Source organism: Brucella sp. NBRC 113783, assembly GCF_040372265.1.
In the GTDB taxonomy this organism is placed as follows: Bacteria; Pseudomonadota; Alphaproteobacteria; order Rhizobiales; family Rhizobiaceae; genus Brucella; species Brucella teleogrylli.
The window spans coordinates 222988-235478 of record NZ_BAABRX010000007.1; the positions used below are offsets into that span (position 1 = coordinate 222988).

Genomic DNA, 12491 nt, shown 5'->3' on the forward strand with positions numbered 1-12491 from the left:
AGCCGGTCCTCAAGCGTTCCATTTGGTCCGCTGGCGAAGCGCCAGCAGGATCATGGACATGGCGATGATCACGATGAAGAACACCACGGCAATCGCCGAAGCATATCCGATGTCGTAATACGAAAACGCCACGTTATAGAGATAGATGTTGATGGTTTCCGATGCCGTGCCCGGGCCGCCCTGCGTCATCGCATAGATGATGTCGAAGCTTTTCAGCGCATCGATCGAGCGGATGATGACGGCCACCATGATGAAAGGCAGGATCATCGGAAGCGTGATGTAGCGGAATTTCTGCCAGCCATTCGCGCCGTCGATTTCAGCGCTTTCAAACGGATCGCGCGGCATGGAGGCAAGGCCACCGAGCACGATCAGCATGACCAGCGGTGTCCATTGCCAGGTCTCGACCGCGACCAGCGACGGAATAACCGTGTTCTGATTGAAAATCCATTCCTGCGGACCGATCCCGACCAGCGACAGGAGATAATTCAGCACACCGAGCTGCGGGTGATACATCATCGTCCAGACCAGAGCGACGGCAACAGGTGTCGCCATCATCGGCATGACGAAGATACCGCGCAACAGGCCCCGCATCGGCAGCTTGCTGTCGAAGATCAGAGCGGCAATCGTGCCCAGCACCATGGGCGCCACCACGGACAGCACCGTATAGACCGCCGTGTGCCACATGGAATCCCAGAAGCGCGCATCGGCTGCCAGACGGATATAATTGTCGAAGCCGACGAAGCTGATGCCTCCGCCGAGCTGCCATTGATTGGCACTCATCCAGAGGGTGAACAGCCAAGGGAAGACGATCACCGCCCCGACGGTGATCAAGGCGGGAAGCACAAACGGCCAGTAACTCGGTTTCAGATGGCTTTTGCCAGACTTGCTACCGGTTCTGGTTGTGGAAGCCGCCTTTGTGGCGGCCTCCCCATTCATGCTCTTTGTTGCTCCTGTCGGGGCGGCAGATGTCATTTTCCTTCGCTCCGTGCGAGGACCGGACGGAATTCTTCCGTCGCGCGCTTCATTTCAGCTTCTGCTTCGGCACCATTCAGAAGATTGGTGAGGCCAACGCCCATGATGTCGCGGAATTCCGTGACCGGGACGATAACCGGCAGGCAGAGCTGGCTGATTGGTGCGGATTTCGACAGGGCTTCGACCCAGCCTTCCGGCATGGTCACGCCCTTGCGCACTTCCGCATCGTCGATGATCGACTTGCGGAACGGAACGCCCGAACCCGTCTGCAGCAGACGAGCGCCCATTTCTTTCGAAATGGCCCACTGGCAGTAGAGATAGGCGGCTTCCTTCTTGGTAGAAGCTTCGGTCACGCCGATGCCGTCGCCGGTGGTCGGTGCAGCCTGGGCCTTCGGTCCAGCCGGGATGACGCCATAGCCGACCTTGCCGACAACGCGCGACTTGTTCGGATCTTCGAGCGGCGGCGCAAAGCCGATACCGTCGAGCCACATGCCGACTTTGCCTTGCAGGAAGCTCGACTGGCATTCGGCCCAGTTGAAACCGGCAACACCGGGAGGTGCCGCTTTGGTCATCAGGCGCTGATAGAGCTTGGCGGCTTCGATGGCTTCTGCCGAATCCGTCTTCAGATTGCCGTCGGCATCGACCGAGCTCTGGCCATAGCCGAGCATCAGGCTCGTCCAGACCGGAACATTGGCGTTCTTCATGCCGCGGGCCACGAAGCCGTAGGTGTTCGAAGACGGATCGGTCAGCGCTTCCGCAGCCTTCACCAGTTCTTCGAAGGTCTTCGGATATTCGATACCCTTGGCTGCGAACAGGTCCTTGTTCCAGTAGATGATCCAGTAATCGACCGAGAACGGCAATGCGCCGAAGCGGCCATTGGCGTCCTTGGCGAAGGTCAGACCAGCGCTTGCGAAATCGTTTTCCGTCAGCGACGCATCGGTCAGCGTCGGGTCTTTCAGGAACGGGTTGAGATCGGCAAGCCAGCCGCCCTTTTCGAACTGGCGCTTCTGCACGTGATAGCTGATGTGAATGACGTCGAAGCTCGGGCGACCGGAGGTCAGTTCGATGACCGCCTTCTGACGCTGCTGCTGTTCCGGCATCTGTTCGGAATGAACCTTGATGCCCGTCAGCTCTTCGAATTCCTTCTGATGCTTCTGAAGGATTTCGCCGCGCGGGCTCTTGATGAGATTCACCTCAAGCGTGGTGCCCGCATATTTCTTCCAGTCAACCGTGGAAGCGGCGAAAGACGGGCTGATGCCTGTCACGCCGGATGCGGCGATGGCCGCTGAACCCGCCAGAAACTGGCGACGTGTCGGATGAAATAGTTTCATTCTGCTCCTCCCCTATGTTTCAAACCCGGCAACTCCTCTTGCTGGGCCTTTGTTTGATCTAGATGTGTAAAGCCAGCTTCCGCGCATTGTTGATATGAACGGCGATGGCATCCATGGCGATTTGCGGGTGGCGGGTTTCAATCGCCGTCAGGACCGCCAGATGTTCCTGCATGACCGGAATGACGCGCCCGGTGATCCGGAAACGCTCCTGATTGATCAGGCGCATCTTGATCGTATTCGTCTGGTAAGCGCGCCAGATGATTTCATTGTCGAGCGAAGCGACAATGGTGTCGTGCAGGCTCCAGTCGATATTCTGCGCCCGCTCCTCAAGCTCCAGCGTTTCGCCTTCGCTCATGGCGCGGTTCAGCGTGTCTTCATGCTCGGCCCGCAGCGAACGCAGCAATTCATCCGATGCCGACTGGCAGAAAATGGCAACCGACTCTTTCTCGATGAACAAGCGAAACTGGAAAGCCTCACGAATGAGATTGAGATCAATATGTGCGATCTGAAGTCCGCGCTGCGGCACGGTCTTGATCAGACCTTCCGCCTCAAGCCGGGGGATCAGTTCGCGGATTGCGCCAAGCGGCAGGCCGGTCATGGTCACGAGCTGGCGCTGCGAGACGAACTGGCCCGGATGGAAATCGCGCGCCAGCAAATGCTGGGTAAAGCTCTGATAGGCTTTGTCCCGCAACTTCACCGGCTCGTTCTGATCTTCCGCCAAGGCTTTGTCCTCCCCCAACCGCTTTGGTTATACTGCGGAAACGTCTCCCACATTTCCGCAGCATGTCTGCAACGCTTATGCCCGGCTCAGGCCGCCTTTGCCATATGCAATCCGGCAAATACACTGCCAATTGCATCGAAATCCGCATCGTTCAGCGCAACCAGCGGTGCACGGACACGGCGCCATTCCTGATCGCCGGTATGCCGCGCCACCAGCGCCTTCACCGCAGGCGTCACCGGATAGTTGAGAAGCTTGCGCACAGCATCGACCAGTTCGGCATCGTCCTGCCCGTCATTGATCATGCGCAGCAGGCGGTCCGGGAACAGATTGGCCATGCCGGAAATCGCGCCCTGCCCGCCGAGACGAACACCGGCGGCGAGATCGCGCTCGTCGCCGATCAGGATTGCAATGTCCTTATGCGCAGCCAGAAGCTTCTCGGTATAAGCCCAGTTGCCCGATGAATCCTTCACGCCAGAGATAATCGCGCCGAAAGCAACTCGCAGACGACCGACCAGATCGACCGAAAGTTCAACCGCCGTCACCGAAGGGATGTTGTAAAGGATGATATCGCGCGCATCCGAACCGAGACCCTTCAGCACGGCGGAGAACCAGTTGAAAAGGCCATCGTCGGAAAGGTTCTTGAAATAGGACGGCGGCGCCAGAAGAATGGCCTTGCAGCCGCGACGCAGCGCATCGCCCGACTGAAGCACCGCATCGGCAATGGAGTTCTCCATCACGCCGACAACGATATTGGCTGCTGGAAATCCCTGCGCGATGAATGCGTCGAGAAGCGCTGCGCGCTCCGCATCGCCAACCGAAGATCCTTCGCCGGTGGTGCCGAACAGCGTGACGCTGGAACAGCCGCTATCCAGACGCGCCTTGGCATGCGCCAGCGCACGCTTGACGTCGATCTTGCCATCCGCATCGAATGGCGTTGTGAGCGCTGCAGAAAGCCCGAAGCGCTTCTGCCCAGAATTGTTTTGGGGCCCAGAATCTGTTGGCAAAGCCGTCTCCTCCCAAGATTGAACTGTAAGTTGGCACATACTAACATGTTAGTAAATAGTCAATTCGAGTTCACTGTGCATTTATGTAAATTTTGGGGATTGGAGATTTAAACCGGAAACAGTCCGCTTTCCATAAATGCCTGCACTTCTGCCCGGCTTGGTGAACCGGAACGTCCGCCGAACCGTGCGCATTTGATGGCGGCGGCGGCATTGGCAAAGCGGATGATGTCATGCATCGCGCCGCCTTCGACCAAACCGAGCGCGAAGGCGCCATGGAAGACATCGCCCGCAGCGAGCGTGTCGACCGCCTTTACGGGAAACCCGGCGACATGCTGCACCGAATGCCCGGCCCGTTCAGTCCAGTAGCACCCCTGCGCGCCAGCGGTAACGGCTGTGAAAACATCATAGCGGCTGGCCAGTATCGCGACGCATTCGCTCAAATTCGCCGTTCCCGTCAGGCTGATAGCGGCGGGTTCTGACGCGACAATATGCGTTGCAAGCGGCAACAGTCGTTCAAGGCGTTCGACCGGGGCCGTGTCTGCATCAAGAATGGCGGGTATACCGGCGCGACGCGCGGCCTTGAGGCCGGTTTCTGCGGCCCAAGCCCAACGGACATCGGCCATGACCGCTGCAAATGCACCTGTTTCGACAGGCGGCACGCTTGAAGCCGGGCTACCCAGTTGCGGATCATAGAACGGCACGATCACGCGCTCGCCGGACGGATCAACCAGAATCGACGAAAACGCGGTGCGCGCGCCTGGAAGCCTGCGAATATGAGAGCAGTCGATGCCTTCGGCCCGCAATTCAGCAATCACCCGCTCGCCGGTGGCGTCGTCGCCGGTCGATGCCCAAAGCGCCACATCGCCCCCAAGACGGGCGATGGCGGCTGCGGCACTCGATGCCATACCGGCTGCGATCTGCACCGCTTCTCTGGGCAGATATTTCCCGGCTTTTTCCGGCAATGCGTCAAGGCGGAGGATTGTGTCGAGCGTAAGGGCGCCCAGGCAGAGAATAGTGCGGCTCATAATATGCGATCCAGAACTTGCAAGAATCTGACAGCGTCCTCCCCGGATCGCGCCGCTCTCGCCATATCACGTTTTCGCCAGTTGCAAAGCGTCCGTCGCACCAAGCCAGAAGGCGCGCAGGCTGTTGCGCCAAACAGCAAAAGCCCTGCTATCCATTTGTTTCGACAAAGCTTCCGTCATAAAGCCATCATGCAAAATTGCTGAAATGGACCGGAAATTTTTTCTCGCTGAAAGCTCATGCTTGAGAAAGAAAGGCCAAAGAATTTCAATATTATGCGATGCGGTTTAATCTCGACAATGCATAAGATGCAAATTACGCTTTCGGCATGAATCAGTCGGTCCAGCGGCGTGCCGTATTCTTTATTGGCGGGTATGATCCGAAAACGCCAGACGCGTTTTTCAAGCGGCTGCGTAAGGAAATTGCTCGTTTCGACACGCTGTGGGGCTACCAGTCAGCGGTCTCTTCCGTGGATCAGGCACCCGATCACGAGATCGGGCTTGCAACCATCGAAACCCGTGCTGCGCACGAAGATTGGTCAACGACGACCGATTTCAATTTTCTCGCACTCGACAGCATCGTATTGGCAGATTTCGCCCGGCCCCTGCCTGTTCGGCTCGGCAAATATCTGCGCGCTTTTGCCGACTTCGTCTTTTCCGGCACGGCTTTCCAATTCTTTGCCAAAGCTTGGCGCTTCGGGCTTTATTTCCTCTATCCTTTCCTCGCAATCGTCCTGTTCGCGCTGTTGGGATATGCCGCCGTTCGTCTCACGGCGCATTGGCTTGGCGCACTTGGCTGGATCATCGGGCTTGCCGTGTTCTCGTTCGCATTGATGGTGCTGGGCAAACGCTGGTCCACCAATCATCTGATGGATCTCTGGTCCTTCTCGTTGAGCTTCTTTCGCGGCAGGCGACCGGATGCCGAAGCGCTGATGCAGCGTTTTGCGGAAAGCATTGTCCAGCGCGTCAGAGCGGGCAGATATGACGAGGTCATCCTGATCGGCCACAGCACCGGCGGCATGCTGATGCTGGATGTCGCCGCCCGTTGTCTGGCCATAGACCAAGCCTTTTCAACGCGCGCGCCGAAGGTTACCATTCTGACGCTTGGTTCCACGGCGCTCAAGGCGGGCTACCATCCGGCAGCCAAGAGATTTCGTGAAGACGTGCAAAGACTTACCGATGATGGTAAGCTTGAGTGGGTGGAAATCCAGTGCCTCACCGACGCTATCAACTTCTATAAAACCGACCCGGTGGCGGAAATGAAGCTCAAGCGTGCGGAGGGCAGAAGGTTTCCGTTCGTGCGTCAGGTGCGCATCAAGGATATGCTGCTGGCCGAGACTTACACGCGGGTGAGGCGCAATCTCTTTCGCGTGCATTATCAATATGTATTCGGCAATACGAAGCCCTATTGGTACGATTTCTTTCAGGTCTGCTGCGGCCCGATTTTCCTCGCAGACCGTGTGCGTGACCATATTGTGGGCGGCTCGTCGCCAGAAAAGGATATTTCCGAATGACGCCCACCTTGGCAATGATCGTTTGGGCCATTGGCCTCGTTGCGTGGGTGGTCATCCGGGTGCCGCACCAGCGGCGCGCCCGCAAGATCAAAGTTACGACCAATGCCAAGACACTGCCCGACCGGGCGGCGCTGGCTGCCGCGACCGTCGGCCTGTCGCTGATCCCGATTATCTATGTTGCAACGGGCTTTCCAGCATTTGCTGATTATACCTTTCAGCCGTGGCTCGGCTGGATCGGCCTTGTCGTGGAACTCGCCTTTCTATGGCTGTTTCATGCAAGTCATCGCCAACTCGGCAAGAACTGGTCGGTGTCGCTGGAAATCCGCAAGGAACACAAACTCGTGACGGATGGGCTCTATAAATATGTCCGCCATCCGATGTATTTATCGTTCTGGCTTTGGGCGATAGCGCAGTTTTGCCTGCTCCCCAACTGGTTCGCCGGACTGGCGGGCATTGTTGGTGTCGGCATTCTCTATTTTTACCGCGTAGGCCATGAAGAAGCGATGATGCGCAACGCATTCGGCGCTTCATATGACGAATATGCCAGGCGCACCGGACGTATTATTCCGAGACCTTGGCCATAACCCCGGTATTTTTACATGACGAACAAATCAGGCAATTCGGCGAAAAATTTCATCAGCCGCCGCTTTCTGCTGCTTTCTGGCCTTGTGCTGGCCGCGATGCCGGTCGCAGCACACGCCAAATCGGCGAAACCTGCCGGACAGGTGCCCGCTACGAATGACAAGACGGGAAACGCCGCCCAGCCGGGACGCCCCGACGTCTATCTCCTGCGCGGTTTCGCCAATATCTTTTCCGCCGGCATCGATGAAATCGGTGCAGAATTGCAGGCCGCAGGTGTAGATGCGCATGTCGATGGCAACGCCGCCTGGCGGCTCGTCGCCAACCGGATTATTGCCGACCGGCAGAAATATGGCCCGCAGCCGGTCATTCTCGTCGGCCATTCATTGGGTGCCAATGCCATTATTTCCATCGCCGAAGTCCTTGAGAAAAAAGGCATTCGCGTGGATTACATGGCCTCGTTTGCCGCCACGGCACCCGATCCCTTGCCAGGAAATATCCGCCGCGTTGTGAATTTCTATTTCTCGCAGCACGGTTGGGGGCTTCCGCTGGTACCCGGCCCCCGTTTCAAGGGGAAGCTGGACAACCGCGATTTCTCCGGCGTGAAGGAAGTCGGCCATTTCAACATCGAAAAACAACGCCCGCTGCAGGCGGAAGTCGTCCGCGATATTCTCCGTGTCCTTCAATAACGGCCAGCAACAACACGCGTTTCTGCTAATAATGGCATCACTCATTATCACGAAGTGAACAACTGCCGCTCTCAATCAATTTAATTGCCGGGCGGCACCGTTGTGTTAGCGTTCGGACAGCCGGTATTACGGCGTATCCCTTCGTTGACAGGAGCGTTGAGTGAAGCGTTGGGTTGTTTGGGGTGTCCCGATCCTATTGGTTGCCGGTGCCGGTTTTGTCGGCTGGCAACATACCACGAAACAGAACGGCACCAGTGCTCCAAACGCAGTTCAGACAGACAGTCGAAAAGGCGGTAGCCGCTCGGCCAGTGCCGAGCATGCCGTCAAGGTCGCGGTTGCAACCGCTGGATCGCTGCCGATCCAGCGCAGCACCATCGGCACGGTGGTTGCCGTCGCCTCCACCGCAGTCAACAGTCCCGAGCCCGGCAATGTGGCCATCCTCAAGGTCAAGGACGGGGCCATCGTCAGAAAGGGCGACCTGATCGCTCAACTTGATGACCGAGCCATCCGCGCCACCGTCGTGAAAGATCAGGCTTCCGTCGCCAAATCGCAGGCCACGCTGAACAATGCGCAAATCCTGCTGAAGCGGATGCAAGACCTTGTCAACAAGGGCGTCAGTACATCGCAGGCGGGCGATGATGCGCTGGCCGCTCTCAAAGTGGCTGAAGCCCAGTTGCAAGTCGATCAGGCACAGCTGGCGGCTGATCAGGTGACCCTCGACAACACCCGGATTATAGCGCCTTTCGACGGCCAGCTTGGCGCCGTGCTTGTATCCGCTGGCGCCTATCTTTCCGCCGGTTCGCCGGTCGCGACCATCACGCAGATGAAGCCGATTTACGCAGATTTTACACTAGCGGAAACGGATATCGCGCTGATCCGCGAAACGCTCGCCACCGGCACACTAAAAGCCACAGCTTCCGCAGTATCGGCTGACGGCAGGGATATTTCGGAAAGCGGCCCGGTCAGTTTCCTTGACAACACAATCGACGAGGCCAGCGGCACCGTGCGTCTGCGCGCCACGCTGGACAATCAATCCGGCAATTTCTGGCCAGGCCAATCGCTGCGTGTACTGGTGGAAGCCGGACAGGCAGACAATCTGGTGCTTGTGCCCGGCGTTGCCGTGCAGCCGCAGGAAAGCGGTTCGATCAGCTATGTCGTGAAGACGGATAACAGCATCGAAGTGCGCCCGGTCACGGTTGCGCTTCGCGCCAATGGCATGGCCGGTCTCAGCGCTGGCCTGCAACCCGGTGAAAAGGTCGTGACCGAAGGTCAGGCCTCGCTTGCCAATGGCAGCAAGGTCAAACTGGCCAGCAACGACGCAGAGACAAAAGTCTCGTCCAACTGAATGAAGGCACCAGGGCGATGAACATTTCCGAAGTCTTCATTCGCCGCCCGGTTGCGACGATCCTCCTTGTCATCGGCGGATTGATCGGCGGCATCGCGGCTTATCTCCAGCTTCCAGTCGCGGCTCTACCCGAGGCGGATTTTCCGACCGTCAACGTGTCGGCACAGCTGGCAGGCGCGTCGCCGGATACCATGGCATCGTCTGTCGCAACCCCGCTTATCAAGCAATTCGAGACGATTGCGGGTATCGATACGATCAGCGCCACCTCGTCGCTCGGCAACACGTCGATCACGCTTCAGTTCAACCTGTCGCGCAATATCGACGCGGCAGCTGCCGACGTGCAGGCGGCGATTACCCGCGCCCAGCGTCAGTTGCCCGACAATCTGACCACGCCGCCAAGCTACCGTAAGGCCAATCCAGCCGATGCGCCGGTCATCATTCTGGCGCTCACCGGCGACGGCGCACGCCTGACGCAGATGGACGACATCGCGCAGAACATCATATCGCCAGCGCTTTCCACCATTTCAGGCGTTGCGCAGGCGCAGGTCTACGGCTCCAAAACCTATGCCGTGCGCGTCGAGGTCGATCCCGACAAACTCGACAGTCGCAGCCTGTCGCTGTCTGGCCTTGGCGATACCATCGCCGCCGCGAACAGCCAGACGCCAGTCGGCACATTGCAGAACGGGTCGCAGGCGCTGACTGTCAATGCCAAAACCCAGCGCACCAATGCTGAAGAGTTCAAAAGCCTGATCATCTCCGGCAGCGGCAATCGCATCGTCCGCCTCTCGGATGTAGCCAATGTTCTCGACAGCGTGGAAAACATCAATCAAGGCAGCTGGCTGGATGGCAAACAGTCGATTGCGCTTGCGGTACAACGCCAGCCGGGATCAAACACGGTTGCCGTTGTCGATGCGATCAAGGCCAAGCTGCCGGAGATCGAAGCCGCCCTGCCCGCGCAGATGCATATTTCTGTCGTCAACGACGTATCCCGGTCGATCCGCGATGCGGTGGCCGATGTTCAAAAGACGCTTGGCATTACGATTGTCCTAGTAGTGCTGGTGATCTTTCTGTTTCTCGGCCAGTTCTGGGCGACGATGATCCCCGGGCTTGCCGTGCCGCTTTCGCTGGTTGCGACATTTGCCGCCATGTATGCGTTCGGCTTTTCCATCGACAATATCTCGTTGCTTGCCCTCACACTGGCGGTCGGCCTTGTGGTGGACGATGCCATCGTGATGCTCGAAAACATCGTGCGCTATACCGAACAGGGGATGCAGCCTTTTGAGGCCGCCATCAAGGGCAGTCAGGAAGTGACCGGCACGATCATCTCCATGTCGTTGTCGCTTGTGGCGGTGTTTCTGCCCATTCTCCTGATGGGCGGCATCGTCGGGCGTGTGCTGAACGAATTCGGCATGGTGGTGACACTCGCCATTCTCTCCTCGGCGCTCGTGTCGCTGACCGTGACGCCGATGCTCGCCGCACGCCTGCCGCACAAGGAAATCAAACCGGGCCGGATCGCTCGCCTGTTCGATCAGGTGACAGAAAGCTATGGGCGCGCTGTCGGCTGGTGCCTCAGGCATCGGGCGCTGGTGCTGCTGGTGTTCGGCCTCAGTTTCCTTGGCTCGATCTGGTCGTTCACGACGCTGCCGCGCAGCTTCTTCCCGCAGGAAGATATTGGCCTTCTCACCATTTCCACGCAAGCGCGGCAGGATATTTCCTATCAGGCGATGCGCAACCTGCAACAGCAGGCGGCGGCGATCGTTTCCGAAAACCCCGCCGTCCAGCACGTTACGGCGTCACTCGGCAGCGGCCCCGGCGGCTCGACCTTCAACACCGGCTCGCTGCTGGTGCAGCTGAAAGCGCGTGACAGCCGCCCTCCGCTCGACCAGACTTTGAGCGCGTTGCGCAAATCGCTCGCCGCCCTTCCCGGTATCAGCGCCTATATAACGCCGGTGCAAAATCTCCGTTTCGGCGGACGCAGCACGCAGAGCCAGTATCAGATTGTGCTGCAATCGCTCGATGCCGACGAAGCCCGGTCCTGGTCGGTGAAACTGGCCGACGCCATGAAGGCCGAACCGCAAACCTTTGTCGATGTGGCGTCCGACCTGCAAAACAACGCGCTGCAAGCGAGTATCGAAATCGATCACGACAAGGCGGGAAGTCTTGGCATCAGCTCGCAGGCGATCCGCAGCACACTGGAAGCCGCCTATGGCACGCTGACAGTTTCGCAAATCCAGACCACCGGCAACAGCTATGATGTCATTCTGGAACTCGATCAGAACCGCCAGTGGGACGAAACGCAACTCGGCGCGCTGCGCGTTCCATCGTCATCGGGTACTCTGGTTCCGCTCGCCAGCTTTGCCACAATCAAGCGGACCAACGGGCCGGTGACCGTCAACCAGTCGGGACAGCTCGCATCGGTCACGCTGTCCTTCAACCTGCCCGCAGGTGTTTCGCTTGGCACCGCAACCGACCGCGTGACGGCACTGCGCAGTGAAATCGGCATGCCAGCCTCGGTATCGGCGCGGCCTTCGGGCGCGGCGCAGATTTTTGCCCAATCGACCGGCAATATGGGTCTGCTGATCCTCGCCGCCGTTGCTACGATCTATATCGTACTCGGCGTTCTCTACGAGAGTTTCGCGCATCCGCTGACCATTCTGTCCGGCCTGCCATCGGCCGCGTTCGGCGCGCTGATTACGTTACAGCTGTCCGGTTTCGACCTGTCGATAATAGCGCTGATCGGGCTTTTGATGCTGATCGGCATCGTCAAGAAGAACGCGATCATGATGGTCGATGTCGCGCTCTACCTGAAGCGTGATGAAAACCATGCGCCGGAAGAAGCAATCCATCAGGCAGCTATTCGCCGCTTCCGTCCCATCATGATGACGACATTCTGTGCGCTTCTCGCGGCTGTTCCCGTAGCACTTGGCGGCGGTCAAGGGTCTGAGCTGCGCCAGCCGCTTGGTGTGGCGGTGGTGGGCGGCCTTGTGCTCAGTCAGGTGCTGACACTGTTCATCACACCGGTGATTTTTGTGGAGATTGACCGTCTGGCAAGTGCACGCTGGTTCCTCAGACGGACAGCAGCACCGCATGAGGCATGACCGCCTAAAGCGTGTCGCATTTATTCGGCCTCATACCCAGCAGCCTTAAAGAAGTTCTGGCATTCATTGATGGAGAAGAGACTGATGACATCGCCAAGTGCTTTTGAGATGGCGTCGAAGCTGCGTGCTGCTCGCTTTCTCAGAAGTGCCTTGAGTTTTGAGAAAGCCATTTCGATTGGGTTCAGGTCCGGCGAATAGGGCGGCAGGAAGAGAAAC

11 protein-coding genes are annotated in these 12491 nt (G+C 58.3%); 5 read left to right on the plus strand and 6 right to left on the minus strand.

Annotated elements, in window-relative coordinates:
* Window positions 1-9 precede the first annotated feature (9 nt).
* The 5 genes from ABWW11_RS19870 to ABWW11_RS19890 form a co-directional block, all read right to left on the minus strand.
* Window positions 10-972, minus strand: coding sequence for a carbohydrate ABC transporter permease (locus ABWW11_RS19870; protein WP_109367665.1), 963 nt, complete (start codon window positions 970-972; stop codon window positions 10-12).
* Complete coding sequence (locus ABWW11_RS19875; RefSeq protein WP_109367666.1) at window positions 969-2303, minus strand: ABC transporter substrate-binding protein; 1335 nt, start codon at window positions 2301-2303, stop codon at window positions 969-971. Before ABWW11_RS19875 ends, ABWW11_RS19870 begins: the two co-directional genes overlap by 4 nt.
* Window positions 2304-2361: 58 nt before the next feature.
* A complete protein-coding gene (locus tag ABWW11_RS19880; protein ID WP_319080889.1) occupies window positions 2362-3024 on the minus strand; it encodes a GntR family transcriptional regulator in 663 nt (220 codons plus the stop codon).
* 86 nt (window positions 3025-3110) lie between these two features.
* Window positions 3111-4067, minus strand: coding sequence for a dihydrodipicolinate synthase family protein (locus tag ABWW11_RS19885; RefSeq protein ID WP_121538750.1), 957 nt, complete (start codon window positions 4065-4067; stop codon window positions 3111-3113).
* 68 nt (window positions 4068-4135) lie between these two features.
* The gene (locus ABWW11_RS19890) at window positions 4136-5053 is read right to left on the minus strand and encodes a PfkB family carbohydrate kinase (RefSeq protein WP_109367669.1); all 918 of its coding nucleotides are present in this window, start codon (window positions 5051-5053) and stop codon (window positions 4136-4138) included.
* A gap of 326 nt (window positions 5054-5379) precedes the next feature.
* Between ABWW11_RS19890 and ABWW11_RS19895 the strand changes: the two genes are divergently transcribed.
* The 5 genes from ABWW11_RS19895 to ABWW11_RS19915 all read left to right on the plus strand — a co-directional run bounded on the left by ABWW11_RS19895 (window position 5380) and on the right by ABWW11_RS19915 (window position 12275).
* The gene (locus ABWW11_RS19895) at window positions 5380-6564 is read left to right on the plus strand and encodes an alpha/beta fold hydrolase (RefSeq protein WP_109367670.1); all 1185 of its coding nucleotides are present in this window, start codon (window positions 5380-5382) and stop codon (window positions 6562-6564) included.
* Window positions 6561-7148: a protein-S-isoprenylcysteine O-methyltransferase gene (locus ABWW11_RS19900; protein WP_109367671.1), complete on the plus strand. Its 588-nt coding sequence runs from the start codon at window positions 6561-6563 to the stop codon at window positions 7146-7148. Before ABWW11_RS19895 ends, ABWW11_RS19900 begins: the two co-directional genes overlap by 4 nt.
* Window positions 7149-7199: 51 nt before the next feature.
* On the plus strand, window positions 7200-7832 hold the full coding sequence (locus ABWW11_RS19905; protein ID WP_121538805.1) for a lipase: 633 nt from the start codon (window positions 7200-7202) through the stop codon (window positions 7830-7832).
* 358 nt (window positions 7833-8190) lie between these two features.
* On the plus strand, window positions 8191-9177 hold the full coding sequence (locus tag ABWW11_RS19910; RefSeq protein ID WP_235858982.1) for an efflux RND transporter periplasmic adaptor subunit: 987 nt from the start codon (window positions 8191-8193) through the stop codon (window positions 9175-9177).
* A 17-nt stretch (window positions 9178-9194) separates the two neighbouring features.
* Window positions 9195-12275, plus strand: coding sequence for an efflux RND transporter permease subunit (locus ABWW11_RS19915; protein ID WP_109367673.1), 3081 nt, complete (start codon window positions 9195-9197; stop codon window positions 12273-12275).
* A 20-nt stretch (window positions 12276-12295) separates the two neighbouring features.
* Here the strand turns inward: ABWW11_RS19915 and ABWW11_RS19920 are convergent.
* Window positions 12296-12491: transposase (locus ABWW11_RS19920; RefSeq protein ID WP_353411387.1), on the minus strand; the 196-nt coding region annotated here is incomplete at its 5' end.

Coding starts and splice junctions, on each gene's coding strand:
- ABWW11_RS19895 (WP_109367670.1), top strand. CDS start 5,380: ATGAATCAGTCGGTCCAGCGGCGTGCCGTATTCTTTATTGGCGGGTAT.
- ABWW11_RS19875 (WP_109367666.1), bottom strand. CDS start 2,303: ATGAAACTATTTCATCCGACACGTCGCCAGTTTCTGGCGGGTTCAGCG.
- ABWW11_RS19890 (WP_109367669.1), bottom strand. CDS start 5,053: ATGAGCCGCACTATTCTCTGCCTGGGCGCCCTTACGCTCGACACAATC.
- ABWW11_RS19915 (WP_109367673.1), top strand. CDS start 9,195: ATGAACATTTCCGAAGTCTTCATTCGCCGCCCGGTTGCGACGATCCTC.
- ABWW11_RS19885 (WP_121538750.1), bottom strand. CDS start 4,067: ATGTGCCAACTTACAGTTCAATCTTGGGAGGAGACGGCTTTGCCAACA.
- ABWW11_RS19870 (WP_109367665.1), bottom strand. CDS start 972: ATGACATCTGCCGCCCCGACAGGAGCAACAAAGAGCATGAATGGGGAG.
- ABWW11_RS19900 (WP_109367671.1), top strand. CDS start 6,561: ATGACGCCCACCTTGGCAATGATCGTTTGGGCCATTGGCCTCGTTGCG.